Raw genomic sequence first — 25,577 nt, 5'->3', positions numbered from 1 at the left:
TCCGCTCCGTCAGGCCTTCTGGACGAAACCGTCCAGCACGCGTTTCTGGCCGGCGCGGTCGAAATCGATGGTCAGCTTGTTGCCTTCGATCGACGCGACATTGCCGTTGCCGAATTTGAGGTGGAACACGCGGTCGCCGATGGCGAATTTCGAGGGTTCGCTTGTCGCTGACTTGGCGATGAGCTCTCCTTCGATCGTGCGGCCGCGCGGACCGCTTTCACCATAGCCGACGCGTTCCACCGCATGGCCCGAGCGCGAGCCCCAGTTGTCGCGCGTCGCGTCGGTGCGGTTTGCCTGCGCGCGCCGCCAGCCGGGCGTCGAATAGGCGTTCTGGAACGGCTCCTGCTTGTCGAAGCGGGATTGGCCATAACCGCCCCCGCGACCATAGCCGCCATAGGACTGCTCGACCTCCGCTACTTCGACATGTGTTTCCGGCAGCTCGTCCAGAAAGCGGGACGGCAGCGTCGATTGCCACAGGCCGTGGATGCGCCGGTTGGAAACGAACCAGATGTGGCAGCGGCGCTTGGCGCGCGTGATGCCGACATAGGCGAGGCGGCGTTCCTCCTCCAGCCCCGAGCGGCCGCCCTCGTCGAGCGAGCGCTGGTGGGGGAAGAGGCCTTCCTCCCAGCCGGGCAGGAAGACGGTCTCGAACTCCAGGCCCTTGGCCGAGTGCAGGGTCATGATCGAGACGGCGTCGAGGTCGGCATTCTGCTCGGCATCCATGACCAGCGAGACGTGATCCAGGAAGCCGCGCATGGACTCGAACGCTTCCATCGAGCGGATGAGTTCCTTGAGGTTGTCGAGGCGTCCGGGGCCTTCCGCCGACTTGTCGGCCTGCCACATCGCCGTGTAACCGCTCTCGTCGAGGATCTGCTCGGCAAGCTCGGTATGCGGCATCGTCTCCAGCAGCGATTGCCAGCGGCGAAAATCGGTGACGACATCGAACAGCGCCTTGCGAGCCTTCGGTTTCAGCTCGTCGGTCTCGATGATATCGGCGGCGGCGGCGAGCATGGGGATGTCGCGGGCGCGGGCATAGTCGTGCAGGTTTCGGATCGTCGTGTCGCCGAGGCCGCGCTTGGGCGTGTTGACGATGCGCTCGAAGGCGAGGTCGTCGGACGGCTGGCTGACGAGGCGGAAATAGGCGAGCGCATCGCGGATTTCGAGCCGCTCGTAGAAGCGCGGGCCGCCGATGACGCGGTAGTTGAGGCCGAGCGTGACGAAACGGTCTTCGAATTCGCGCATCTGGAAGGAGGCGCGCACGAGGATGGCCATGTCGTTGAGCTTGTGCTGCTTGCGCTGGAGCTGCTCGATTTCCTCGCCGACGGCGCGGGCCTCTTCCTCCGAATCCCAGGCCGCGTGGACCACCACCTTGTCGTCGTCGGGGTCGTGCCGGTCTGTGAACAGGGTCTTGCCCAGCCGGTCCTCGTTATGGGCGATCAGGTGGCCGGCCGCACCCAGGATATGGGCGGTGGAGCGGTAGTTGCGCTCCAGCTTGATGACCTTGGCGCCGGGAAAATCCTTCTCGAAGCGCAGGATGTTGTCCACCTCCGCACCACGCCAGCCATAGATCGACTGGTCGTCGTCGCCCACGCAGCAGACGTTCTGCGGTGTGCCCTTCGGGCGCTGGGCGAGCAGGCGCAGCCACATATATTGCGCCGTGTTGGTGTCCTGATACTCGTCGACGAGGATGTAGCGGAATTTCTGGTGGTATTCCGCCAGCACGTCCGGATTGGCGCGGAACATGCGGATCGGGTGCAGCAGCAGGTCGCCGAAGTCGCAGGCGTTCAGCGTCTTCAGGCGGTTCTGGTAGGCGGTGTAGAGTTCGCGGCCCTTGCCGTTGGCGAAGGCGCGGGCATCGCCTTCCGGGATCTGCGCGGGATCGAGGCCCTTGTTCTTCCAGCCGTCGATCATGCCGGCGAACTGCTTGGCCGGCCAGCGCTTGTCGTCGATGTTCTCCGCCTGGAGCAACTGCTTGATCAGCCTTACGACATCGTCTGTGTCGAGAATGGAGAAATCCGAACGCAGGCCGACAAGCTCCGCATGGCGGCGCAGCAGCTTCACGCCGATGGAGTGGAAGGTGCCGAGCCACGGCATACCTTCCACGGCGCCGCCGACGAGCAGGCCGATGCGTTCCTTCATCTCGCGTGCGGCCTTGTTGGTGAAGGTCACCGCGAGAAGCTGGCTCGGATAGGCGCGGCCGGTGGCGAGGATATGGGCGATGCGAGTGGTCAGCACCCGCGTCTTGCCGGTACCGGCGCCGGCGAGCACCAGAACGGGCCCGTCGAGGGTCTCGACGGCTTCACGCTGTTCCGGGTTGAGGCCGGAGAGATAATCGGGCGCGCGGTTGGCGTCGCGCGCCGCCATGGCGCGCGCGGCGATGCCGAGCCCCGACCCGCCGCCCGCTTTCGGGGCGGGTGCGGCCGGATTGGGGCCGAGCTGCGGGTCTTCATCGAAGAAGGGAATATCGTCGTAACCGCTCATCATGCGGCTCAATGTAGTGATTCGGGACCGAAAGGCCAGTTTTGCGTTCTGCTTTTATTCCACGGGCAAAGAGATCGCTCCGAATATTGTGGAAAGGGCGGCCCGTCAGGGCTTCGCGGCATCCGCATCGAAAGCGCTGTCCACGGGGACCTGCAGGCCAAGTGCGAGCTGGTTTGTCTTGCCGGCCAGGGAGATGATCGAGAGCAGCTCGGCATATTGCGCGTCCGTCATCCCCTTCGCCTTTGCCGCTGCCGTGTGTGAGTGGACGCAGTAGCTGCAACCGTTCGTCACCGAAACGGCGATGTAAAGCATTTCCTTGATGACGGGGTCGAGTGTCGAGGGTGTCGCCATCACGGTCTTCACTTCGGCCCAGGTCCGTTCCAGAAGGGCCGGATCGAAGGCGAGATAAAGCCACATGTTGTTGATGAAATCCGATTTGCGCGTGGCGCGGATATCATCGAACACCGCCTTCACGCGGTGATCGGCTTCGAGGTTTTCGGCGGGCGTAATGGTGCTCATGACAATTCTCCGGAGGAAGCCGGCGGTGGTGCCGCCGGCCGCATGACATCAGGCGAGGGCGAAGACGCGGGATGGACCGCCGGTGCCGCCGCGTACCTTGGGCGCGCCGACGATCAGGGTGGCGCCCTTGGCGGGAAGCTGATCCAGATTGGCGGCCGCTTCAAGCCCCCAATGACCGGAGGCGAGCCAGGCATAGTGCGTGGCAAAATCCGGTGAGATGCCGTAGTCGAGCGACAGCGTGTCGACGGCGATGCCGACGGCGGTCGAATTTTCCGCAAGATACTGCACCGCTTCGACGTGGAAGCCGGGGAAGTGCATCTTGCCCTCACTGTCGGCGTTGCGGAACTTGTCCGTGCCGAGATGCTTGTCCCAGCCGGACAGAAGCGCGACGCAGGCCTTCTCCGGCAGGTCGCCATTCGCCGCGATCCAGCCCTTGATATCGTCGGGCGTCAGCTGCGCATCGGCATTCTCGGCGGCCTTCTTACGGATATCGATGACGGCGAGCGGCACGACGAGATCGGAAACCGGAATCTCTGCGACCGACTTGCCGTCTTCGGAAAAGTGCAGGGGTGCATCGATATGGGTGCCGGTGTGTTCGTTCACCCGCAGTTCGAACAGATTGAACTTGTGTTCCTTGTAATTGAACTTCTGCTCGCGCCAGAACTGCTGGTCGCCGAAGAAGGTCGGGAATTCCTCGTAGAGTTCGTGCGTAAGATCGGTCGCTTTCGTCGGTGCCTGCGCAAGGGCCGGGCTGAGCGCACCCGTGCCGGCTACGGCCGCGGTCGCCGCGCCGGCTGCGGCGGCGCGGAAGAAGCCCCGGCGCGAAAGCATGCGGTTTTTGACGGATTCGATGACGCAGGCGTCACACATGAGTTTCCCCTCTCGTTTGTGCGTCCCCAAGGATGCGTACCGGCCACGGACGACAAATTGGCCGGTAGGGACGCTATCACAAGCCGTGCCATGATCCAGATTACGGCATGCTCAAAGAGGCGGCGAACGGGAAACTTTTCTCCCCGGCGGCTTACCGTCCTGTAACGAACCGGCCGGGCAATCTTACAATTCCGTAATGATCGGATTCTTTCATTGCCGGTTCATTTCCAAATCGGGATACTTGCCCTATGTCGCGACGCAACATGTCGCGGTTTGCTTGTCATCGGAGAGAGAGTGCATGCGGGTTTGGAAACAGCTCCTTCTTGGCGTCGGCGTCATTTCGGCCGGCGTGCTGCTGTGGGGCCGTTTCGTGCCGGGTGCGAACGGTGTTCTGGAGGCCGCCGGCCTGCCGGAGACGGTGGTCGCGGCGATTGCGCCGGCCGGTGAGGGCAATGGGCAGGCGGGCGGCGAAGGCGGCGGCAGGAGCGGCGGCTTCGGCGGCGGCCCGGCCCTGGTGGTGACCAAGCCCGTCGCCATGGCGCTCGTCAACGACCGGCTGAATGCCATCGGTGACGGCGAGGCGATCCGCTCGGTGACGGTAACGCCCTATGCCTCCGGCAACCTGACGGAGGTTCTCGTCCAGTCCGGCAGCCGGGTTGAGCAGGGGCAGGTGATCGCCCGCCTCGACAATGACGAGCAGAAGATCGCGGCCGATCAGGCCCGTGTGGCTCGTGAAAGTGCTGCCCAAAAGGTGACGCGCCTGACCAACCTGCGCTCGTCCACCAGCGCGGCCGACCTCCAGGACGCCGAAACGGCGCTGAAGGCCGCGGAGCTGGCCTTGCGCAACGCCGAACTCATGCTCAGCCGGCGCGATATCACCGCGCCGTTCGCCGGCACGGTCGGCATCATCTCGGTCAATCCCGGCGATTACGTCACGACCACGTCCGCCATCGCACGCGTCGACGACCGTTCGAAGATCCTCGTCGATTACTGGGTGCCGGAGCGCTTCGCGACGAACATCCGCGTGGGCGGGGAAGTCACGGCCACCGCCGTGGCGCGTCCGGGTGAAACCTTCACCGGCACCATTCAGGCGATCGACAACCGTATCGACCAGGAAAGCCGCACGCTGCGCGTGCGCGCCCAGATCGAAAACCCGCAGGATCTGCTGCGCGCGGGCATGTCCTTCCAGGTGACGATGCATTTTGCCGGCGACCACTATCCGAGCGTCGATCCGCTTTCCGTGCAGTGGAGCGCTGACGGGTCGTTCATCTGGCGCGTCAGCGGCGACAAGGTGGAGCGCGTGCCCGTGCATATCGTCCAGCGCAATCCCGACAAGGTGCTCGTGAAGGCCGACCTCGCGGATGGCGATGCCGTCGTCGTCGAAGGCGTGCAGACGCTCAGGCCGGGCGGCGCGGTGCGCACTGCCGCCGAGCGACAGGCCCCCGCCGGCACGGAGGGTTCGTGATGTCGGGCGATGCGGTGGAGGCGAATGGCGGCGGCAAGGCGGGGTTTACCGCGCTCTTCATCCGCCGACCGATCTTCGCGCTCGTTCTCAATACGCTGATCGTGGTGGCGGGGCTCGCCGCCTTCAACGGCGTCGAGATCCGCGAGCTTCCTTCGGTCGACCAGCCCGTCATCAGCGTCACCACCGATTTTGACGGGGCATCGCCCGAAACGGTCGACCGTGAGCTGACCGATATCGTCGAGGGTGCGGTCTCGCGCGTCCAGGGCATCAAGGATATTTCCTCCACGTCGTCCTTCGGCCGTAGCCGCGTCACGCTTCAGTTCTCCGACACGACCGACGTCAACCAGGCGGCGAACGACGTACGCGACGCACTCGGCCGCGTGGCGAACAACCTTCCGGATGGCGCCGAGGAACCGCGCGTCGTCAAGGCGGATGCCGACAGCCAGCCGATCATGCGGCTTGCGCTCACCTCCGATACGCAGTCCCTCGAAAACCTGACGCTGCTCGCCAATAACGAGATCACCGACCGGCTCGCCTCCGTCGAAGGGGTCGCCGACGTGGTCGTCTACGGCGATCAGGAGAAGATCTTCCGCGTCGACGTCGACCAGTCGCGGCTTGCCGCGCGCGGCCTGACCGTGGCCGACCTGCGCAATGCGCTGGCGACGGCGGCCTTCGATGTGCCCGCCGGTTCGCTGAAGAGCCAGAGCCAGGACATCACGGTTCGGGCGACGGCGGACCTTGCCACCCCCGCCGATTTCGAGAACCTCATCCTGAAGAACCATGTGCGCCTCGGCGATGTCGCGCTGGTGACGCTCGGCCCCGACGACGGCTCGACCGCCTTGCGCTCGAACGGCCGGGCGGGCATCGGCCTCGGCATCATCCGGCAGGCGCAATCCAACACGCTCGACATTTCCGCGGGTGTGAAGACCATGATCGGGCAGTTCGGCGACGTGCTTCCGCCGGGAACCGAACTCAAGGTGACGAGCGACGACGCGGTCTTCATCGACGGCGCCATTCATGAGGTGGAGATCGCGCTGGTGGTCGCCGTCCTCATCGTGACGCTCGTGATCTATCTCTTCCTGCTCGACTGGCGCGCGACGCTGATCCCGACGATCAGCATGCCGATCGCGCTGATCGGCACCATCGCGGCGATCTACATGGCCGGGTTCTCCGTCAACATCCTGACGCTGCTCGCCATCGTGCTGGCGACGGGGCTGGTGGTGGATGACGCCATCGTGGTGCTGGAGAACATCGTGCGCCGCCGCGCCGAGGGCCTCAAGCCGCGCGCGGCCGCCATTATCGGCACGCTCGAAGTGTTCTTCGCGGTCATCGCGACGACGGCAACGCTCGCCGCCGTCTTCGTGCCCCTGTCCTTCCTGCCCGGACAGGCGGGCCGGCTGTTCCGCGAATTCGGCTTCGTGCTCGCCTTCGCGATCCTGCTCTCCTCCTTCGTGGCGCTCACGCTCTGCCCCATGCTCGCATCGCGCATGCTGACGAAGGACATGACGCACGGGCATACGGGCCTGCTCGCGCGCATCGGGGGCGCGGCTTCGCGCTTCTACCGCTCGACGCTCAGCGCCTGTCTCGGCGCGCCCGTCATCGTCTTCGTTGTCGCACTGCTTTTCACGGCCGCGGGCGCGACCTCGTTCTTCACCATCAAGTCGGAACTCACGCCGACAGAGGACCGGTCCATGGTGATGCTGCGCGTGAACGCGCCGCAGGGCGTGTCGCTCGAATATGCGCAGGACCAGATGCGGCGCATCGAGGGCAAGCTGCGCCCGCTCTACGACAAGGGCGAGATCGTCAACATCTTCTCGATTTCCGGGCAGGGCGGCTCGACCAACAGCGGCTTCATGGTACTGACGCTGGCGCCCTGGAGCGAACGCGACCGCAGCCAGCAGCAGATCGTCCAGGACATCAACACGGCGGTCGCCGAGGTACCGTCCGTGCGAAGCTTCGTCACGCAGCCGAACAGCCTCGGCATCCGCGGCGCCGGCAATGGCCTTCAGGTCGCGCTCGTCGGCAACGACTATACCAAGCTCGGCAATGCCGCGGCCGAGCTCGTGCGCAAGATCGAAGACAGCGGGCGCTTCCAGAATGTGCGCCTCAACTACGAGGCCAACCAGGCGCAGCTCTCCGTGACCGTCGACCGCGAGCGTGCGGCCGATCTCGGCATCGATATCACCGGTCTTTCCGCGGCCCTGCAGGCCATGCTGGAAGGCACCAGCGTCGTGGATGTCTATGTCGAGGGCCAGTCCTATCCGGTCAAGCTTTCCTCGACCACCACGCCGATCAACGATCCGACGGACCTGGAAAACATCTTCCTGAAGACCGGAGATGGAAAGATCGTGCCGATGTCGTCCATCGCCACGCTGGAGGAAAAGGCCGTCGCGCCGCAGCTGTCACGCGAGCAGCAGCTGCGCGCCGTGTCGCTTTCGGCAGGCCTGAAGGACGGCCTGGCGCTCGGCGAGGCGCTCCAGCTGGTGCGCGAGATGGCCGAACCCTTGCTTCCGGAGGGCTCGCGCGTGCTGCCGCTGGCGGAAGCGGCGACGCTTCAGGAAAACTCCAACGGCCTCATCATCACCTTCGGCTTCGCGCTCGTCATCATCTTCCTGGTGCTGGCCGCGCAGTTCGAAAGTTTCGTGAGCGCCATCATCATCATGGTCACGGTGCCGCTCGGGCTGGCCTGCGCCGTCTTCGCGATGGTCGCGACGGGGACGTCGCTCAACATCTACAGTCAGATCGGGCTGGTGCTGCTTGTCGGCATCATGGCGAAGAACGGCATTCTCATCGTGGAGTTCGCCAACCAGCTGCGCGACCGCGGTCAGGATATCCGCAGCGCCATCGAAAACGCCTCGAATATCCGCCTGCGCCCGGTCCTGATGACGATGATCGCCACCGTCGTCGGCGCCGTGCCGCTCATTCTGGCAAGCGGCGCGGGCGCGGAGGCGCGTATCTCGCTCGGCTGGGTCCTGGTGGGCGGCCTTGGCCTTGCAACCGTCGTGACGCTTTATCTCACGCCCGTCGCCTATCTCGTCATCGCGCGGTTCACCAGCCCGCATGCCGACGAGGAGCGGCGCCTTGCCGCCGAGTTGCAGCATGCCGCGACGATCGAGCGCCGCGAGGAGCCGCCATTGCCGCAGGCGGCGGAATAGGCACGCCGAAATGCTGCCGATGAGCCGCGATTGGCGCTGGACAGGGCAGCGCCAATTTGCACAGTAACGCCTCACGGATGTGAGGACCCAGCATGGCATTGGCGGATATCAGGCGTGGCACACGCAACGACACGGGCATCGCCGCGGCGCTGCCGCAACTGGCGTCGCGGTTCGGGCAGCGCTTCCAGACCGGCGAGGCGATCCGCACCCAGCATGCGCATACCACCACCTACATCCCGGCCCAGCTCCCCGACGGCGTCGTCTTCGTGGAGAATGCCGAGGATGTGAAGGCGGTCGTGGCGATCTGCGCAGCGCTGAAGGTGCCGGTCATCCCCTTCGGCACCGGCTCCTCGCTGGAAGGGCAGGTGAACGCGCCCGAGGGCGGTATCTCCATCGATTTCAGCAACATGAAGCGTGTGCTTTCGGTCAATGCCGAAGACCTCGACTGCACGGTCGAGCCGGGTATCACGCGTGAGGAGCTGAACCTCTACCTGCGCGATACCGGGCTGTTCTTCCCGATCGATCCGGGTGCCAACGCCTCGATCGGCGGCATGGCCTCGACGCGGGCCTCCGGCACCAATGCGGTGCGCTACGGCACGATGAAGGACAACGTCCTGGCGGTGACCGCGGTGATGGCGACGGGCGAGGAGATCCGCACCGCGCGGCGCGCGCGCAAGTCTTCGGCCGGTTACGACCTGACCCGGCTTTTCGTCGGCGCGGAAGGAACCCTCGGCGTGCTGACCTCCGTCACGCTGCGCCTGCAGGGCATTCCCGCCGTCATCGCCGGCGGCATCTGCGGCTTCCCGACGCTGAAGGATGCCTGCAATGCGGTGATCATGACGATCCAGCTCGGTATCCCCGTCGCGCGCATCGAACTGCTCAACACGTTGCAGATCAAGGCCTGCAACGCCTATTCCGGCCTGACCCTGCCGGAGCAGCCGACGCTTTTCGTGGAGTTCCACGGCAACGAGGAAAGCGTGCGACTTCAGTCGGAGGAATTCGGCGCCATCGTCGCCGAATGCGGCGGTGGCGAATTCCAGTGGAGCGCCGATGCCGACGAGCGGGCGAAGCTCTGGAAGGCGCGGCACAATGTCTATTGGGCGTCGAAGGCGCTGCGTCCCGGTTATGAGGCGATTGCCACCGATGTCTGCGTGCCGATCTCGCGCCTGGCCGATTGCGTGGCCGAAACGGAGCTCGACATCGAGAAGAACGGGCTGCTCGCGCCGATCGTCGGCCATGCCGGCGACGGCAACTTCCATGTCTGCGTCGTCTTCGATGACAAGGATCCCGTGCAGATCGAACAGGTCGAGGCTTTCGTCGGACGGCTTGCCGCGCGCGCGCTCGCCATGGACGGCACCTGCACGGGCGAGCATGGGATCGGACAGGGAAAACAGCGCTTCCTGCCGGACGAGCTCGGCGGCGCCGTGCATCTGATGCAGCAGATCAAGCAGGCGCTCGACCCCGACGACATAATGAACCCCGGCAAGATTTTTTCGTCACTTCCGTCGATTTAGACGTTATCCTCTGAACGACTGAAGGACATTCGAGGCATGCGGCGTGCTTTCTAGGATCGGGCTTATCGTTGGCGGCTTGGTGGTCGTGGCGCTCTTCGTGGCGCTTCTCGCTCCCCTGTTCGTGGACTGGACAAGCTTTCGGCAGGATTTCGAGCGGGAGGCGAGCCGCATCATGGGGCGGCCCGTCACCGTGCACGGCAGCGTCGATGCGCGGCTGATCCCGTTTCCCTCCGTAACGCTCAACGACGTGCGGGTCGGCTCGCCGGAGGACGGCCAGCCGCTGGTCGAGGTCGCGCGCTTCTCGATGGATGCCGAACTCGCGCCGTTCCTGTCCGGCGAGGCGTTGATTTTCGACATGCGCATCGAGGAGCCGAAGGCGCGCATCAAGCTTTTCAAGGACGGCACGCTGGATTGGGCGCGCGGCCGGAAATCCGATATCCCGGCCCGCACCGTCATTCTGGAAAATGTCTCGATCACCGGCGGCGAAATCGAATTCGTCGACGAGCAGACCGGCCGCACCCGCCATGTGACGGGTCTCGATGCGCAGATTTCCGCGAAATCGCTCGGCGGGCCGTGGCGCATCGACGGGCGCGGGGCGCTCGATGGCGAAGCCGGCGCCTTCCAGCTTTCGAGCGGGCAGGTGGAGGACGGCGCGCTCTCCCTGCGCACCCGCATCGTACCCGACCGGGTGTCCTTCACCGCCGATCTGGATGGCGCCTTGAAACTCGTCGATTTCCGGCCGCAATATGCGGGCGGCTTCACCCTGTCGGAAAAGCCGCGCGCCAAGGGCGAGAAGCCTGTCGATCCGATCCGCGTCGGCGGCAAGTTCGAGCTTTCCAACGAGCGCATCCGCGTGCCGGAATACCGCCTCGAGGCCGGGGCGCAGGCCGATCCCTATGTGGTGACCGGCGAAGCGACGCTCGATACCGGCCGCGCGCCGGAATTTCTGCTCACCGCCAATGGCCAGCAGATCGACGTGAACCGCATCGGCAACAGCGGCGAGTCGGGCAAGACCGGGCGCAATCCGCAGGTCTCCGCCCGCCAGCGGCTTCAGGCGCTGCTTTCGATCGCCGCCGACATTCCCATTCCGCAGGTGCCGGGGCGGGCGAGCCTCCTGCTGCCCGCCGTGGTGATCGGCGATACGACGGTGCGCGAAATCCGGCTCGACGTGAAGCCCGATGGCGACGGATGGCTCGTCGACCAGGCGACCGTGCTTTTGCCCGGCCGAACGACGCTGGAGGCGAAGGGGCGGCTGAGGCTCAAGGACAACCGCGGCTTCATCGGCGACCTCCTGGTCGCCTCCAACCAGCCGTCGGGGCTTGCGACATGGCTTACGGGCTCCGTCGACCCTGAGATCCGCAAGCTGAAGACGGCCGGGTTTTCCGCCCGGGTGAACCTTGCCGACGAGTTGCAGCGCTTCGAGAACCTGGAGATCGCCATCGGCGGTGCAAGCCTGCTGGGGCGGATGGAGCGTGAATCGCGCGCGGATGCCGTGCCGGCTCTTTCGCTGCAATTGCAGGGCAACGAGGTGCGGCTGGAATCGCTTCAGGCGCTTGTCGGCCTCGTGGCCGGCGATGCCTCGCTTTCCAGCATTGCGAGCAACGCGATCGCGCTCGACCTCAAGGCCGACAGGCTGGTTGCGTTCGGCGAGACCGCATCCGGTGTGAACGCGGTCCTCTCTTCCAGGAATGGTGCGCTGACGCTCGACCGTTTCAACGTGGCCTCGCTGGCGGGCGCGGCGATTTCGGCGAAAGGCACGCTGGGCGGATCGCTGGACGCACCGGATGCCGGGCTGGACGTGACCGTGAAAGTGGAGGCGATGGAGCCGCTCGCGGCCCTGCTGGCGCGTCATCTGCCGGCGCATCCGCTGTTGTCGCGCTTTGCCGAGAATGCGGGCTATTACGACAACGCCGATCTCGCCATGCGCATCGCCACCTCCGGCGGAGACGAGAGCCCTGCGACCGTGACCCTGTCGGGACCGGTCAATGACGGGCGGGTGGATATCAGGCTTTCGGCGGCAAGCCTCGCGGACCTGCTGGCGGCGCGCGATTTCGAGCTGAACGGCAGCCTGTTCAATCCGCGCACCGTGGTTCTGGCTGGCCAGGCGGGTCTCGCCCCCCTTCCGTTCGATGCCGATCCTGATGGCACCATCACGATCGAGGCCAAACAGCCCGCCGATGGGCCGGCTACGGTTTCCGCAGCGTTCAAGGCCGGCGGCACGACGGTTTCCGCCGCGGGCACGGCAGCGCTTTCGGCGGATGATTTTCTGAACGGCGCGCTCACGCTTTCGGTCGCCAGCGACGACATCGAGCCCTATCTGATGATGAACGGCATCGCGGCGCCGCAGGCGGGCACCGGGCTGCCGCTCACCTTGCAGGCCAAGCTGGACACCGGCGCCGAGAGCGTCGCGATCACCGACATCGCCGGCAAGGCGGATCGCAATGGCTTTTCCGGCGCGCTGACCTTCGACCGTGCGGCGACCGCGCTGAAGGGCACGGGCTCGCTGCGCATCGACACGGTGGATTTCGCGTTCCTCGCCGAGGCGGTCGGCGGGCCGGTGACGGATGTGGCGGAGGGCGGGCTGAACAGCGCGCCGCTGACGCAGCCCCTCTTGGATAATGCCGACGTTTCGGTGGCGCTGGAGGCCGGCGCCTTCTGGCCGGGCCTCTATGGCGCGGTGGACGGTTTCAAGGCGAACCTCGCCTGGAAGGGCAGCGAATTCGAGCTGACGGATATGGCCGGCGCGTGGCTGGGCGGCAGGCTTTCCGGCCGCGTGAAGGTCTCGAATGCCGAGGAGAACGGCCTGTTCGAGGCGCGCATGGACCTTGCCGGGGTGGATGTCTCCAAGGCGGTCTGGGCCCGACCGGGTGGCGCGGTCGCGAGCGGCAAGGCGGATGTGACGCTGGCCGTCGATGCCTCGGGCAAGAGCGTGCGCCGCATGGTGGAGGGCGCCAGCGGCTCGGGCGAGGCGAACATCTCCGACCTCGTGCTGCACGGCCTGGACACGTCGGCCTTTCCCGCCCTGCTGGCGGCGGCCAACGCGATCGAGGGCGACATCACGCCGGAGCGGGTGGCGGGCTTTGCCGCCGACGCCATCCTGAAGGGCGAGGCATCCCTTGGTGCCGTGCGTGTTCCGCTCGCGCTTGCCAGCGGCAGGTTGCGCGCGCAGAGCGTCGCAGCCGAAAACAGCGGTGCGGCGCTCTCTGCCGATGCCGATCTCGATCTTGCCGGCGATGCGATGACCGGCCGGCTCGCCGTCACCTTCAAGGCGGGTGAGGATGCGCTGGCGGGTGCTGCGCCCGAAGTGTCGCTCGATTATCGCGGTCTCATCGAGGCGCCCGGCGTCACGTTGGATGTCCAGCCTCTGGCCAACTATCTCTCCCTGCGGCGTTTCGAGACGGAGCGCCGGCGCGTCGAGACGCTCCAGGCCAATGTGCTGGAGAAACAGAGGTTGCGGCGCGAAGCGGCCCTTTATCGCGCACGTGCCGATGAACGCGCGGCCCGTGCCGAGGCCGAGCGCCTGCAGATGGAGGAAGAGCAGCGCCGCCGCGTCGAAGCCCAGGAGCGTGCGGAGCAGGAACGGTCCACCCGGGCGGCGGCCGAGGAAGCCGAACGCGTGCGGCGCAACGAGGAAGAGAACGCTCGCCGTATCCTGGCCGCACAGGAAGAAGCGCGCAGGCTTACCGAGCAGCGCGCCGCGCAGGAGGCGCGCAAGGCGGAAGAAGAGGCGCGCCGCCGCCGATTGCCGGCCACGGGTGGGGAGGCGGTGGAGCGCGGCGGCGAGTTGCCGCCGGTCGATGGCGGGAGAAACCTGAACTTCGAAAGCCTGCCGGGTGTCAACTGATCGCGGCGTCCCGCACTTTCGTCTTCAGCCATTCCAGCACATGAAGGCGTAGCGCCGAGGAGAGGTTGTCATCGACCGCACGCGCGTCGTCGATCTCGCGGATCAGCGCGGCGACGGGCATTTCCCGTTCGTCGGCGATAGCCTTAAGCTCGTCGTGGAAAAGCGGCTCGAGCGAGAAGCTCGTGCGGTGGCCGTGCAGCGTGGTGGAATATTTGCGGATCATACCGATCGTGGTGTCTGGCTGGGGGAGATTGGCAGATCGATTCCGGTTCCGGCGGCAAGCCGTTGAAAGATCACTCTTTCGTCTCGTCGGGCCGCTCGATGCGGCCTTGGTCGAGCGTGCGCCTCGCCTTGTCGTTGAGGGCATCCGTCAGCGTCTTCTCGGCCTTGGTACGGCCGAAGGTCAACCGGTTCTGCTCGGCCTGCCGCTCCTTTTCGGAGCGGGCCTTCTGCTTGCGGAACTGGCGAAGGTTGACGACGTCGCCGCTCATGCCGCTGCTCAGTTCTTCTTGCGGAAGGAATCGAGCGAGACCACGGAGCCGCCCTTGTCGCCGCCACCGCCGGTGGGGGGCGTGGGTTCCTCGACGGGCTCCTCGGTCTTTTCCGCAACCGGGTAGGCGGTGATTTCGGCGGAGTGATCGTCCTCGCCTTCTTCCTCTGCGGCGGGAACGTCGAACTCCAGCTCGAAGCTGACCGAGGGGTCATAGAAGCCGCGGATGGCGTTGAAGGGAATGACGAGCTTTTCAGGCGTGTCGGAGAAGGACAGGCCGATCTCGAACAGGCTCTCGGTGACCTTCAGGTCCCAGAACTGGTGCTGCACGACGATGGTCATCTGCTCGGCATATTTCGCCTTGAGATGCTGCGAGATGCGCACGCCGGGCGCATTGGTCAGGAAGGTGATGAAAAAATGGTGCTCGCCCGGCAGGTGGCCGGTGACCGCGACTTCGGACAAAACCTTGCGAATGACGCCGCGCAGAGCGTCCTGGGCGAGAATGTCGTAGCGAATGTGGTCTTGCGCCATCCGTTCCTGTCTTTCTTTCTGATGCCTTTGTCTTCAGGCATTGCACTTCATCTCGTGCCTTCCGACGCGAGTCATCTGGGACAGCTATAGACCATTTCAAGAGATTGGAGAAGGTGAAGGCTTCTGTTGCCAGGTGCCTTCGGACCCCGCCTGCCGGTGCGACCCGTCAGGACTTTGAGTGAAGTGTCACACCGCCATTAGGCAGCGAGACGAGCTTCCGCATAGTTGTCGTTTGCAACTACAAGTTTAGCCCGATAACGGTGGTACAATGCCGAGCAAAAAGTCGATCTTTACGCCCTTGTCGATCCTATTTCGCCCCCATCAAAAGCCGGTCGGTCGTGCTTTGACCGGTTTTTGGTGGAGGCGCCGGGTACCGCCCCCGGGTCCAATGGGTTTATTGCACCGCTCGTTTATTGCCATAGCTGCCGAAGCAGCAATCCACATATAGGCATTCTGTCCGGCCAAGGAAAGGGGGGCCGGCAGGGATTTGACACCGGGAGGGCGTTCAGGCGAGCCGCGCAGCCGGCGGGACGGGCTGGTCCGCCCATTGCGACTGGAATTCGCTGCGTGGCACGGGGCGCCCGAAGTAATAGCCCTGGAAGGCGGTGCAGCCGAAGGACCGGAGCAGACCCAGTTGCTCCAGCGTTTCGACCCCTTCGGCGACCACGGCAAATTCCAGCACATGCGCCATGTCGAATATGCTTTTGAGCAGCACGCGGTTTCGCCGGCTCTCCACGATATCCTGCACGAAGGAGCGGTCGATCTTGATTTCCTGCACGGGCAGCCGGCGCAGGTGGCTGAGGGAGGAATAGCCCGTGCCGAAATCGTCGAGCGATATGAAGAGACCGGCATCCCGCAAGGCGCGCATCTTTTCACTGATCGCGTCGATATCGCCGGCCATCATGCTTTCGGTAAGTTCGAGCTTGAGAAGGGCCGGGTCGAGCTCCAGCGTGCGCAGGCAATCTAGGACCATGTCGACGAAATCCGGCTTCATGAAGTGGTCGGCGCTGACATTGATCGCGAGTTTCAGCCCGCTCGTCGCCGGGTCGTGACGCCATGCCGCGAGCGTCTCGCAGGCCTGTGCCAGGACCCAGTCGCCGATGGCCGGCATCAGGCCCGCTTGTTCTGCGGCGGGGATGAATTCGGCGGGCGGAACGTGGGTTCCGTCGCCGCGTCGCCAGCGCAGCAGGGCTTCGGCCCGCGCTGAAATTCGTTCAGAAATTGCAAAAGGCTTCCGAACCGGCCTTCTGCAACCGCGAATAGGATAAGGCGCCTTAAGCCAAAAGCCGGGAAAATCCTATTTGCCGTTTGGCCGTTGCGGCGTCTGGCCTTAATATAGCGCGCTGAATCAGGAAACGGCGGCGATCATGCAGCAATATCTCGACCTTCTCGCGCATGTCATGGAAAACGGCAGCGACCGGGGTGACCGGACCGGCACCGGCACGCGCGGCGTTTTCGGCTACCAGATGCGGTTCGATCTCGAGGAAGGCTTCCCGGTGCTGACCACCAAGAAGCTGCATCTGCGGTCGATCATTCATGAACTCCTGTGGTTCCTGAAGGGCGACACCAATATCGCCTACCTGCACGAGAACGGCGTCACGATCTGGGACGAGTGGGCGGACGAAAAGGGCGAGCTCGGGCCGGTCTACGGCTATCAGTGGCGCTCATGGCCGACCTATGACGGCCGTCATCTCGACCAGATCGCCGTCGTCGTCGAGAGCATCCGGCGTAATCCCAATTCGCGCCGCCACATCGTCTCCGCCTGGAACCCGGCGCTGGTCGACGAGATGGCGCTTCCGCCCTGCCACTGCCTGTTCCAGTTCTACGTGGCGGACGGCAGGCTGTCCTGCCAGCTCTACCAGCGTTCGGCGGATATCTTCCTCGGCGTGCCCTTCAACATCGCGTCCTACGCGCTGCTGACCATGATGGTCGCGCAGGTGACGGGGCTGCGGCCGGGGGATTTCGTGCACACGCTGGGTGACGCGCATATCTATTCGAACCATTTCGAGCAGGTGCGCACCCAGATGACGCGCCGCCCGAAGCCCTTGCCCTTCATGAAGATCAATCCCGAAGTGAAGGACCTTTTCTCCTTCAAATTCGAGGACTTCGAGCTGGTCGGCTACGAAGCTGATTCAACCATCAAGGCGCCCATCGCCGTCTGATTTCTTTGAAAGTCTGTCTTGCATGAATGAACCCCGGATCGTGCTCGTGGTCGCCGTCGCCAGCAACGGTGTCATTGGCCGCGACGGCGACTTGCCGTGGCGGCTGCCGTCCGACCTCAAGCGCTTCAAGCAGCTGACCCTCGGAAAGCCTGTCGTCATGGGCCGCCGGACGTGGGATTCCATCGGCCGGCCGCTGCCGGGGCGCCCCAATATCGTCATTACCCGCGATCCGGCCTTTTCCGCGCCGGGCGCGCAGGTGGTCGCCTCGCTCGACGACGCGCTGGCCGCTGCGCGGCAGGAAGCGGAAACGCTCGGCGTGGACGAGATCTGCGTCATCGGCGGCGGGCAGATCTATGCGCAGGTCTTCGACCGTGCGGACATCCTGCATGTCACCCATGTCGAAGCGGATGTGGAAGGCGACACGCGCTTCCCGGATATCGACCCGGCTTCCTTCGAAAAGGTCGTGGAGGAGGAGATTCCCCGCGGTGAGAAGGACAGTCACGCCATGCGCTTCGTCACCTGGCGCCGGAAATCGGCCGTTTAAGCGGTAAAACCCATCGATCACGAACTATTTTGCCGCAAGGACACCCAAGCCGGGCGGGATTTGTTGAAAGGTGCCGGTGGGATACCTATAACGGGTTCACATCGCGTTGCGCGGCGAAACAATCCGCGACATGCGCCTATGGGGATTTATAGAAAGAGGTATTGATGCCCTGGAGCAATCAGAATGGCGGCGGCGGCCCTTGGGGCGGCGGCGGCGGTGGTGGAAACAATCAGGGGCCATGGGGGCAGGGACCGAACCGTCCTCGCGGCGGTGGCGGCAGTGGTAACGGTGGTCCGCCCGATATCGAGGACATCATCCGGCGCGGCCAGGACAAGCTGAAGACCGTCATGCCCGGCGGTTTCAACGGCGGTGTCGTCGTCATCGCACTGCTTCTCGTCGGCGTCTTCTGGCTGATGAACTCCATCTATACCGTCCAGCCGGACGAGCGCGGCGTCGAACTGCGCTTCGGCAAGCCCAAGCAGGAAATTTCCATGCCGGGCCTGCACTTCCATCTCTGGCCCTTCGAGACGGTCGAGCTGGTCAAGATCACCGAACAGCAACGCAATATCGGCCGCCGTTCGGCCGCGTCGAACTCCGACGCTTCGGGCCTGATGCTCACCGGCGACCAGAACATCGTCAATGTGCAGTTCTCGGTGCTCTACACGGTCACGGATCCGCAGTCCTACCTCTTCAATCTTGAAAATCCGGCCGAAACGCTGCAGCAGGTCGCCGAAAGCGCCATGCGCGAAGTCGTCGGCCGCCGTCCGGCGCAGGACATCTTCCGCGATAACCGTCAGGCCATCGCCGAAGGCGTGAAGACGACGATCCAGGCGACCATGGATGCCTATGGAGCCGGCATCTCGATCAACACGGTCGCCATCGAGGATGCGGCTCCGCCGCGCGAAGTGGCCGATGCCTTCGACGAAGTGCAGCGCGCCGAACAGGACGAAGACCGTTTCCTGGAAGAAGCCAACCAGTACGCCAACCAGAAGCTCGGTGCCGCACGCGGTCAGGCCGCGCAGATCCGCGAAGAGGCAGCCGCCTACAAGGATCGCGTCGTCAAGGAAGCCGAAGGTGAGGCGGCTCGCTTCATCTCCATCTACGACCAGTACAAGATCGCGCCCGACGTGACGCGCAAGCGTCTCTTCCTTGAAACCATGGAAGGCGTGATGAAGAACTCCAAGAAGGTCATCATCGATGAAAAGCAGGGCGGACAGGGCGTCGTTCCCTTCCTTCCCCTTAACGAACTCGGTCGCACGACCGGTCAGCAGGCAGGAGGTTCGCAGTAATGGGTAACCGTTTGCCAGCCGTTTTGATCGCCCTCGGCGTTCTTCTCTTCATCGCCTATTCGTCGGTGTTCGTCGTCAACGAGCGCCAGCAGGCCATCGTCATCCGCTTCGGCCAGATCCAGGACGTGAAGACCGAGCCGGGCCTGTACTTCAAGCTGCCCTTCGGCTTCATGGATGCCGACAGCGTCCAGTATATCCAGGATCAGGCCCTGCGCTTCGATCTCGACGATATCCGTGTCCAGGTCTCGGGCGGCAAGTTCTACGAGGTCGATGCCTTCGTGGTCTACAAGATCACGGATGCCCGTCGCTTCCGCGAAGCCGTCTCGGGTGACCGGGAATCGGCCGAGGCCCGCCTCAGCACCCGTCTCGATTCGGCTCTGCGCCGCGTCTACGGTCTGCGCGGCTTCGAATCGGCTCTTTCCGAAGAGCGCGCGTCGATGATGCGCGAAGTTCGTGGCGAACTGACCGCCGACGCCTCCAACCTCGGCCTCACCATCGAGGACGTCCGCATCCGCCGCACGGATCTCACGCAGGAAGTCTCCCAGCAGACCTACGAGCGCATGAAGGCCGAGCGTCTGGCGGAAGCCGAACTGATCCGCGCCCGCGGTAACGAAGCCGGCCAGCGTCGCCGCGCCATCGCCGATCGTCAGGTCGTCGAGTTCATCGCGGCCGCCCAGCGCGACTCGGAAATCCTGCGCGGTGAAGGCGACGGCGAACGCAACCGCGTCTTCGGCGAGGCCTTCTCCCAGGATCCGGCCTTCTTCGACTTCTACCGGTCGATGAGCGCCTACCGGGATTCGATGAGCTCGTCGGATACGACGCTCGTGCTGTCGCCGCAGTCGGAATTCTTCCGCTATTTCGAGGACGCGGCTGGCACACGGCCGGCGGCCACGGGCACCGGTGCGGGCACGACGAACGGCACGGCCACGACGCCGTCGACCGCAAACTGAGAACGCCATGTCCGATTTCCTGACGGGGATCGCGTTCTTCCTGATCATCGAGGGGCTGGTGTACGCACTGGCCCCTTCGGTTTTGAAGCGCATGGCGGAACTGCTGCCGCAAATCCCGGAAAACCAGCTCAGGCTTTCGGGGCTGTTTGCCGTGGCGCTTGGCGTTTTGATGGTGTGGTTCCTCCGCAGCGCCTGAAAGCCGCCCTTGCGAGCGGCGGCGAAGACAGGCAAAAGTTCAGACAAATCATCGTGGCAGACTGATTTTTGCCGTATCCGCGGCGAACACTCGCCAGAGCCGACCAGACCCGAGAGGATGCCGAACATGGCCTTGAAGATGAAGTCCAGCGTTGCCAATGCGGCGCTCACGCTTGCGATGAGCTTTTCGCTGGCCGCCGGCCCGCTCGCAGCGCCGGCAATGGCCCAGGCGCGCCAGGCCGGACCGGAATCGGTGGCCGACCTTGCCGAAGGCCTGCTGGACGCGGTGGTCAACATTTCGACCTCGCAGAACGTGAAGAACGAAGACAAGGCGCCGATGCCGCAGGTGCCGGAAGGCTCGCCCTTCCAGGACTTCTTCGATGAGTTCTTCAAGGGCGATGGCGGCGAGGGCTCCAACCAGGGACAGACGGTCAACTCGCTCGGGTCCGGTTTCGTGATCGATCCCGCCGGTTATATCGCCACGAACAATCACGTCATCGAAGGCGCCGACGATATCGAGGTGAATTTCGCCAACGGCTCCAAGCTGAAGGCCAAGCTCGTCGGAACCGACCCCAAGACCGACCTCGCGCTGCTGAAGGTCGAGCCGAAGGCTCCCTTGAAGGCCGTTCCGTTCGGCGATTCCCGCGTCATGCGCATCGGCGACTGGGTCATGGCCATCGGCAACCCCTTCGGGCTCGGCGGCTCCGTGACGGTCGGCATCATTTCCGCGCGCGGCCGCAACATCAATGCCGGCCCCTATGACAACTTCATCCAGACGGACGCGGCCATCAACCGCGGCAATTCGGGCGGCCCGCTGTTCAACATGAAGGGCGAGGTCATCGGCATCAACACGGCGATCATCTCGCCGTCGGGCGGTTCGATCGGTATCGGCTTCTCGGTCCCGACGGAGCTGGCGCAGAACATCTTCTCGCAGCTTCGCGAGTTCGGCGAGACCCGCCGCGGCTGGCTCGGCGTGCGCATCCAGCCCGTTACGGACGATATAGCCGAAAGCCTGGGCATGAGCGAGGCGAAGGGCGCGCTCGTTGCCGGCATCATCAAGGGCGGGCCGGTCGACAACGGCGTGATCCAGACCGGCGACGTCGTCATCCGTTTCGACGGGAAGGACGTGCATGAAATGCGCGATCTGCCGCGCGTCGTCGCCGAAAGCCCCGTCGGCAAGGCCGTGGACGTGCTGCTCCTGCGCAACGGCAAGGAAATGACCGTGAAGGTCACGCTCGGCCGTCTCGAAGACGGCGAAAAGCAGGTGGATGCCGAGGACGATGCGGCAACGCCGGACGAAGGCACGACCGAAGAGGATACGACGACCGGCGGCGAAGAGCTGGCCGAGCCGCAGAAGGCCGAGCTGGTGCTGGGCATGGGCATCGGCGATCTCGACGAAGCCGCCCGCAAGACCTTCAACATCGTGGAAAGCGTCAAGGGCGTTGTCATCACCGAGGTGGCCCCCGACACGGCGGCCGCCGAGCGTGGCATCGTGCCGGGCGACGTGATCGTCGAGATCGGCCAGGAGGCCGTGGCGACGGCCGAGGAGGTCAAGGCCCGCGTCGCCAAGCTCAAGTCGGAAGACCGCCGCAACGCGCTGCTGATGATCGCCGACCGCACCGGCGCGCTGCGCTACATCACGGTGCGCATCGACTGAAAGGCGAGTCCCGTCAGGGACTTGGCGACGTCAATGCAGAGATTGATTCAGGCCGCTGGAGCATTGCTTCAGCGGCTTTTCTACGCCGTGACAAAGTCGCTCTTGCGGTAGCCCTGCAGGTAGAGCAGTGCGGTGAGGTCGCCGTGGTCGATGCGGATCTTCGCTTCGGCCGCCACCGCGGGCTTGGCGTGCAGCGCGACGCCCGCGCCCGAGAGGTGCAGCATGCCGAGATCGTTTGCGCCATCGCCGACGGCCATCGCCTCTTCGGGAGAAATGCCGAGGCGGGCGGCGATCTCATTGAGGGCGTCGACCTTGGCCTGTTTTCCGAGGATGGGTTCGGCGACCTCGCCGGTCAGCCTGCCATCCGCGTCGAGAAGAATGTTGGCGCGGTTCTCGTGGAAGCCGAGCGTGGCGGCGATGCGGCTGGTGAAGACGGTGAAACCGCCGGAGACGAGGGCGGTGTAGTAGCCCTTCGCCTTCATGGTGGCGATCAGCTCGCGTCCGCCCGGCGTCAGCGTGATGCGCTTTTCGATCACCTCGTCGATGACGGACACCGGCAGGCCCTTAAGCAGGGCGACGCGCTCGCGAAGCGCGGGCTCGAAGGCGATCTCGCCGTTCATGGCGCGGGCGGTGATGGTGGCGACCTTGTCTTTCAGGCCAACCTCGGCGGCCAGCTCGTCGATGCATTCCTGGCCGATCATGGTGGAATCCATGTCGGCGATCAGCAGCTTCTTGCGCCGCGTTTCCGCCGCCTGCACGGCGAGGTCCACCGGCGCATCGCCGATGATCGTTCGCAGCGCCGCGCTCGCGGCCTCGATGTCGCTGCCGTCGCGCAGGGCGATATCGCAGGCGATGCCGTCCGCAAGCCAGTAGAGACCGGAAGCCTTGACGGCATCCGCGGCCTTCTCGGCAAGCGATGGCGTCAGAACAGGATTTGACGGATTGGCGACAAGCGTGGCAACGAAAGCCATGATGAGAAACCTTGATCGAATGCAGGACGCGATCCTGATAACGGGCCCGACGGCGAGCGGCAAGTCCGCGCTTGCGGTGCGCCTTGCCGCCGAACATGGCGGGGTCGTGGTCAACGCCGACAGCATGCAGGTCTACGACACGCTGGGCATCCTCACGGCACGGCCGCAGCCGCAGGATCTGGAGGGCGTCGAGCATCGGCTTTACGGTCACGTGCCGGCCGCGGCCGCCTATTCGACGGGCGAATGGCTGCGCGAGGCGACCGCTCTTGTCGCCGAACTGCGCGAACGGCAGACGCTGCCGGTCTTCGTCGGCGGTACGGGGCTTTATTTTCGCGCGCTGACCGGCGGTCTCTCGGATATGCCTGAAATTCCTGACGATGTGCGGGAGCGGCTGCGCGCGCGGCTTGCCGCGGAAGGACCCGAAGCGCTGCACCGGGTACTCGGCGAGCGTGATCCCGAAACGGCCGCGCGCCTGATGCCCGGTGACGGCCAGCGCATCCTCCGTGCGCTGGAGGTGCTGGACGCGACGGGGCGCTCCATCTCCACATTCCAGGCGGGGTCGGGGCCGGCGGTGATTGATCCGGCGCGCGCGCGAAAGATCGTCGTCCTGCCGGACCGGGCCGTCCTTGCCGCCCGCATCAACCGGCGCTTCGGCGAGATGCTGAAGACCGGTGCGGTGGAGGAGGTGAAGGCGTTGATGGCGCTCGATCTTTCACCCGCCATGCCGGTCATGAAGGCGATCGGCGTGCCGCAGATCGCGGCCATGCTGGCGGGCGAGATGAGCGAGGCCGAGGTCATCGAGCGCGGTGCGGCCGCGACACGGCAATATGCCAAGCGCCAGATGACGTGGTTCCGCAACCAGCTCGATGAGAGCTGGCAGCGCATCGACCCTAGCGCCTGATCAGGCTGCTCAGCGGCTTTTTCAAAAGCTGCTCGCGGATGGAGCCTTCGCGGCGCGGTTCCTGCTGCTCGCCGAAGGCGGGGCGCGGCGGCTGGCGGTAGGGATCGGCTTCCGGGCGGCGCGGTTCTGCCGCGAGCTCGCGGCGAATGGAATCGAAGCGCTCGTTTGCCGGGGGCTGGTATGCGCTCGCGGCGCCGGGCAGCATGTCGGGTCGATAGGGTTCGTGGGCTGTCGGTTGCGGCGCCTTCTGTGCCGCGGCTTGCAGCGTATCGATATAGTCTTCCTCGTCCTCGTAGGGCGCGTCCTCGTATCCGCTTGTTGCGACAGCGCTCGTATCGCGCGCCGCAAGATAGGAAGACTGGAAGCCGGAAATGTCAGGACCTGCGACCGACCGCATACGCGCCACGATGGAGCGAAGATCGACGCTTTGTGGCGTTTCTTCCGTATGTATGTTGCCTGTGCCGTTGGCCTTGGGCAGTCGGTTCGTATCGACACGGGCGAAGCGCATGCGCATCGGCACCGCCACCGCCTCGCCGAAGGCGATCGCCTCGCCATTGCCGATCGAGGAGATGAAGCTCGTCGTGGAGGAGGACGAATTGGGGATCGCCGAGCGGATGATGTCCTGGTCGCGGTCGTTGGCAAGCCGCATGGCGAAGATCGTCGAGCATTGCGACAGGATCGTCGGATCGAGTTCGCCCGGGCGCTGCGTGATGATGCCGAGCGAGACGCCGTATTTGCGGCCTTCCTTCGCGATGCGGGCAATGGCCTGGCGCGTCGGCGTGAAGCCGAGATTGGGATCGGCCGGCACGTAACGGTGCGCTTCCTCGCACACGACGAGCATGTGCACGCCGCCGTGGCTCCACAGGCCGATCTCGAAGGCCATGCGGCAAAGAACCGATGCCACCGAGTTCACCACTTCCGAAGGGATGCCGGCGAGTTGGAAGGTCGTCACCGGCTGGCCGTCGCCGGGAATGCGAAAGATGCGGGCGATGGTGTCGAGGATCGTGTCGGTGATCGTGTTCGAGGAGAACATGAAGTGGTAGCGCGGATCGTTGATCGCCGACATGATCTTGCTCTTGAGCGAGCGCAGGTGCGGCTTTTCCGCCCGTCCCTCGAGGCGGCCGATCCGTTCGTCGACCAGCGCCAGAAGGTCGGCCACACGGAAAGGCACCGGCGTATCGGCGGTGATCGAGCTTTTTTCGCTGGTGCGGCGCATCAGGCCGCTTTCGGGCGAACCGCGGAAGGCGCGCTTGGCCTCCGGGATCAGGTCGCGCAGGATGTCCATTTCCTCCGGCACGGGCGGGCGGCCGCGGAAGATCACCTCGGCGAACTCCTCCAGCCGGAAAAGCCAGAACGGCAGGTCGAGCGTGTCCGTATCGATGACCATGGCAAGGTCGCCGAAGGCGGAGGCGAATTCGTTGTGCGGGTCGAGAATGAGCACGCGCAGCTGCGGATCGGCCTGGATCGCCTTGTGAAGCAGGAGGGTAACGGCGGTGGACTTGCCGACGCCCGTCGTTCCCACGATGGCGAAGTGTTTCTCCAGCATGGAGGGCACGTGGATGGTCGCGTCGATCTGGTCATCCTGCGTCAGCTTGCCAATGGTGCAGACATCGTCCTTGCCGGTATCGTAGACCTTTGCCAGATCCGCGGCGCGGATCCTGTGCGCGATGGCGCCGAGATAGGGATAGTCGCTGATGCCGGCCGAAAACTCCTCGCGGCCATCGGCGCCCACGCGCACCTCGCCCATCAACTCCACTTCGACATGGAACGTCGTGTCGCGGTTTTCGGTCCAGTTCTGCTGGTCGGTGGCCATCGAATAGACGAGGGCGACGATGCGGTTGCGGCCGACGGAAATCGAGACGAGGCGGCCGACGGCCCAGAGCTCGGTGAGGGCGGTTTCCCCGCCTTCCGCCGTGGCGCAGATGGTGGCACGCGACCCGCTGCAGGCGACGACACGGCCCAGCATCCGGTTTCCGGCGGCCATCTCATCGCGGCGTTCCTGTTCGCCTGCGGTGATCGACGTCTGAAAATCGTTGTTC

The 25,577-nt window shown here is 64.9% G+C and carries 20 protein-coding genes and 1 other RNA gene; 11 read left to right on the top strand and 10 right to left on the bottom strand.

The window, feature by feature from the left end; translation table 11 throughout:
- Nucleotides 1-9: 9 nt before the first annotated feature.
- The 3 genes from GR158_RS01210 to GR158_RS01200 all read right to left on the bottom strand — a co-directional run bounded on the left by GR158_RS01210 (nt 10) and on the right by GR158_RS01200 (nt 3,870).
- Nucleotides 10-2,484, bottom strand: coding sequence for an ATP-dependent helicase (locus GR158_RS01210; protein ID WP_160869438.1), 2,475 nt, complete (start codon nt 2,482-2,484; stop codon nt 10-12).
- Nucleotides 2,485-2,586: 102 nt separating this feature from the next.
- Nucleotides 2,587-3,000 carry a carboxymuconolactone decarboxylase family protein gene (locus tag GR158_RS01205; RefSeq protein ID WP_134649527.1) on the bottom strand — a complete coding sequence of 138 codons (414 nt, stop codon included), beginning with the start codon at nt 2,998-3,000 and terminating at the stop codon, nt 2,587-2,589.
- 48 nt (nt 3,001-3,048) lie between these two features.
- On the bottom strand, nt 3,049-3,870 hold the full coding sequence (locus GR158_RS01200) for a cyclase family protein (RefSeq protein WP_160869436.1): 822 nt from the start codon (nt 3,868-3,870) through the stop codon (nt 3,049-3,051).
- Nucleotides 3,871-4,168: 298 nt separating this feature from the next.
- On the opposite strand from GR158_RS01200, the gene GR158_RS01195 reads away from it, so the two are divergent.
- The 4 genes from GR158_RS01195 (at nt 4,169) to GR158_RS25585 (ending at nt 13,848) form a co-directional block, all read left to right on the top strand.
- A complete protein-coding gene (locus tag GR158_RS01195) occupies nt 4,169-5,335 on the top strand; it encodes an efflux RND transporter periplasmic adaptor subunit (RefSeq protein WP_160869434.1) in 1,167 nt (388 codons plus the stop codon).
- A complete protein-coding gene (locus GR158_RS01190; RefSeq protein ID WP_160869432.1) occupies nt 5,335-8,490 on the top strand; it encodes an efflux RND transporter permease subunit in 3,156 nt (1,051 codons plus the stop codon). The genes GR158_RS01195 and GR158_RS01190 overlap by 1 nt, the downstream gene beginning before the upstream one ends.
- 92 nt (nt 8,491-8,582) lie before the next feature.
- Nucleotides 8,583-10,004, top strand: coding sequence for an FAD-binding oxidoreductase (locus tag GR158_RS01185; protein WP_160869430.1), 1,422 nt, complete (start codon nt 8,583-8,585; stop codon nt 10,002-10,004).
- Nucleotides 10,005-10,047: 43 nt separating this feature from the next.
- Complete coding sequence (locus tag GR158_RS25585) at nt 10,048-13,848, top strand: AsmA family protein (RefSeq protein ID WP_160869428.1); 3,801 nt, start codon at nt 10,048-10,050, stop codon at nt 13,846-13,848.
- Here the strand turns inward: GR158_RS25585 and GR158_RS01175 are convergent.
- The 5 genes from GR158_RS01175 to GR158_RS01155 form a co-directional block, all read right to left on the bottom strand.
- Nucleotides 13,841-14,071 carry a ribbon-helix-helix domain-containing protein gene (locus GR158_RS01175; RefSeq protein WP_134649521.1) on the bottom strand — a complete coding sequence of 77 codons (231 nt, stop codon included), beginning with the start codon at nt 14,069-14,071 and terminating at the stop codon, nt 13,841-13,843. The genes GR158_RS25585 and GR158_RS01175 overlap by 8 nt on opposite strands.
- Before the next feature lie 70 nt (nt 14,072-14,141).
- Nucleotides 14,142-14,339: a DUF4169 family protein gene (locus GR158_RS01170; protein ID WP_134649520.1), complete on the bottom strand. Its 198-nt coding sequence runs from the start codon at nt 14,337-14,339 to the stop codon at nt 14,142-14,144.
- 8 nt (nt 14,340-14,347) lie between these two features.
- Nucleotides 14,348-14,869: an SspB family protein gene (locus GR158_RS01165; protein ID WP_134649519.1), complete on the bottom strand. Its 522-nt coding sequence runs from the start codon at nt 14,867-14,869 to the stop codon at nt 14,348-14,350.
- Between the two features lie 112 nt (nt 14,870-14,981).
- Nucleotides 14,982-15,343: a transfer-messenger RNA gene (ssrA, locus tag GR158_RS01160) on the bottom strand.
- A 31-nt stretch (nt 15,344-15,374) separates the two neighbouring features.
- Nucleotides 15,375-16,058 carry an EAL domain-containing protein gene (locus GR158_RS01155; RefSeq protein ID WP_202402130.1) on the bottom strand — a complete coding sequence of 228 codons (684 nt, stop codon included), beginning with the start codon at nt 16,056-16,058 and terminating at the stop codon, nt 15,375-15,377.
- A gap of 178 nt (nt 16,059-16,236) precedes the next feature.
- On the opposite strand from GR158_RS01155, the gene GR158_RS01150 reads away from it, so the two are divergent.
- From GR158_RS01150 to GR158_RS01125, 6 genes are all read left to right on the top strand, one after another.
- A complete protein-coding gene (locus GR158_RS01150) occupies nt 16,237-17,031 on the top strand; it encodes a thymidylate synthase (protein ID WP_160869426.1) in 795 nt (264 codons plus the stop codon).
- 22 nt (nt 17,032-17,053) lie between these two features.
- Nucleotides 17,054-17,575, top strand: a complete 522-nt coding sequence (locus GR158_RS01145; protein ID WP_160869424.1) for a dihydrofolate reductase — start codon at nt 17,054-17,056, stop codon at nt 17,573-17,575.
- 164 nt (nt 17,576-17,739) lie between these two features.
- Nucleotides 17,740-18,864: an FtsH protease activity modulator HflK gene (gene hflK, locus GR158_RS01140; RefSeq protein WP_134649515.1), complete on the top strand. Its 1,125-nt coding sequence runs from the start codon at nt 17,740-17,742 to the stop codon at nt 18,862-18,864.
- On the top strand, nt 18,864-19,814 hold the full coding sequence (gene hflC / locus GR158_RS01135) for a protease modulator HflC (protein WP_134649514.1): 951 nt from the start codon (nt 18,864-18,866) through the stop codon (nt 19,812-19,814). The genes hflK and hflC overlap by 1 nt, the downstream gene beginning before the upstream one ends.
- Before the next feature lie 7 nt (nt 19,815-19,821).
- Nucleotides 19,822-20,010 (top strand): DUF2065 domain-containing protein, encoded by a 189-nt coding sequence (locus tag GR158_RS01130; RefSeq protein ID WP_134649513.1) that lies wholly within the window; start codon nt 19,822-19,824, stop codon nt 20,008-20,010.
- 177 nt (nt 20,011-20,187) lie between these two features.
- Nucleotides 20,188-21,666, top strand: coding sequence for a DegQ family serine endoprotease (locus GR158_RS01125; protein WP_370359620.1), 1,479 nt, complete (start codon nt 20,188-20,190; stop codon nt 21,664-21,666).
- A gap of 80 nt (nt 21,667-21,746) precedes the next feature.
- Here GR158_RS01125 and serB read toward each other — a convergent pair whose 3' ends face one another.
- Entirely contained in the window at nt 21,747-22,637 is an 891-nt protein-coding gene (gene serB / locus GR158_RS01120) for a phosphoserine phosphatase SerB (RefSeq protein WP_160869420.1), read from the bottom strand.
- Between serB and miaA the strand changes: the two genes are divergently transcribed.
- Nucleotides 22,636-23,538 carry a tRNA (adenosine(37)-N6)-dimethylallyltransferase MiaA gene (gene miaA / locus GR158_RS01115; RefSeq protein WP_160869418.1) on the top strand — a complete coding sequence of 301 codons (903 nt, stop codon included), beginning with the start codon at nt 22,636-22,638 and terminating at the stop codon, nt 23,536-23,538. The genes serB and miaA overlap by 2 nt on opposite strands.
- On the opposite strand, the gene GR158_RS01110 is transcribed toward miaA, so the two are convergent.
- Nucleotides 23,528-25,522, bottom strand: coding sequence for an ATP-binding protein (locus tag GR158_RS01110; protein WP_371731606.1), 1,995 nt, complete (start codon nt 25,520-25,522; stop codon nt 23,528-23,530). The genes miaA and GR158_RS01110 overlap by 11 nt on opposite strands.
- Nucleotides 25,523-25,577: the final 55 nt, after the last annotated feature.

Origin of the sequence: Shinella sp. AETb1-6 (assembly GCF_009826875.1) — a bacterium.
GTDB lineage: Bacteria > Pseudomonadota > Alphaproteobacteria > Rhizobiales > Rhizobiaceae > Shinella > Shinella sumterensis.
This window is presented reverse-complemented; position numbering and strand designations above follow the sequence as displayed.

Excerpts from the sequence above, each read along its gene's own strand:
- GR158_RS01210 (WP_160869438.1), bottom strand. The coding sequence starts at position 2,484 with ATGATGAGCGGTTACGACGATATTCCCTTCTTCGATGAAGACCCGCAG.
- GR158_RS01205 (WP_134649527.1), bottom strand. The coding sequence starts at position 3,000 with ATGAGCACCATTACGCCCGCCGAAAACCTCGAAGCCGATCACCGCGTG.
- GR158_RS01200 (WP_160869436.1), bottom strand. The coding sequence starts at position 3,870 with ATGTGTGACGCCTGCGTCATCGAATCCGTCAAAAACCGCATGCTTTCG.
- GR158_RS01195 (WP_160869434.1), top strand. The coding sequence starts at position 4,169 with ATGCGGGTTTGGAAACAGCTCCTTCTTGGCGTCGGCGTCATTTCGGCC.
- GR158_RS01190 (WP_160869432.1), top strand. The coding sequence starts at position 5,335 with ATGTCGGGCGATGCGGTGGAGGCGAATGGCGGCGGCAAGGCGGGGTTT.
- GR158_RS01185 (WP_160869430.1), top strand. The coding sequence starts at position 8,583 with ATGGCATTGGCGGATATCAGGCGTGGCACACGCAACGACACGGGCATC.
- GR158_RS01175 (WP_134649521.1), bottom strand. The coding sequence starts at position 14,071 with ATGATCCGCAAATATTCCACCACGCTGCACGGCCACCGCACGAGCTTC.
- GR158_RS01170 (WP_134649520.1), bottom strand. The coding sequence starts at position 14,339 with ATGAGCGGCGACGTCGTCAACCTTCGCCAGTTCCGCAAGCAGAAGGCC.
- GR158_RS01165 (WP_134649519.1), bottom strand. The coding sequence starts at position 14,869 with ATGGCGCAAGACCACATTCGCTACGACATTCTCGCCCAGGACGCTCTG.
- GR158_RS01150 (WP_160869426.1), top strand. The coding sequence starts at position 16,237 with ATGCAGCAATATCTCGACCTTCTCGCGCATGTCATGGAAAACGGCAGC.
- GR158_RS01145 (WP_160869424.1), top strand. The coding sequence starts at position 17,054 with ATGAATGAACCCCGGATCGTGCTCGTGGTCGCCGTCGCCAGCAACGGT.
- hflK (WP_134649515.1), top strand. The coding sequence starts at position 17,740 with ATGCCCTGGAGCAATCAGAATGGCGGCGGCGGCCCTTGGGGCGGCGGC.
- hflC (WP_134649514.1), top strand. The coding sequence starts at position 18,864 with ATGGGTAACCGTTTGCCAGCCGTTTTGATCGCCCTCGGCGTTCTTCTC.
- GR158_RS01130 (WP_134649513.1), top strand. The coding sequence starts at position 19,822 with ATGTCCGATTTCCTGACGGGGATCGCGTTCTTCCTGATCATCGAGGGG.
- GR158_RS01125 (WP_370359620.1), top strand. The coding sequence starts at position 20,188 with ATGAGCTTTTCGCTGGCCGCCGGCCCGCTCGCAGCGCCGGCAATGGCC.
- miaA (WP_160869418.1), top strand. The coding sequence starts at position 22,636 with ATGATGAGAAACCTTGATCGAATGCAGGACGCGATCCTGATAACGGGC.
- serB (WP_160869420.1), bottom strand. The coding sequence starts at position 22,637 with ATGGCTTTCGTTGCCACGCTTGTCGCCAATCCGTCAAATCCTGTTCTG.
- GR158_RS01110 (WP_371731606.1), bottom strand. The coding sequence starts at position 25,522 with ATGGCCGCCGGAAACCGGATGCTGGGCCGTGTCGTCGCCTGCAGCGGG.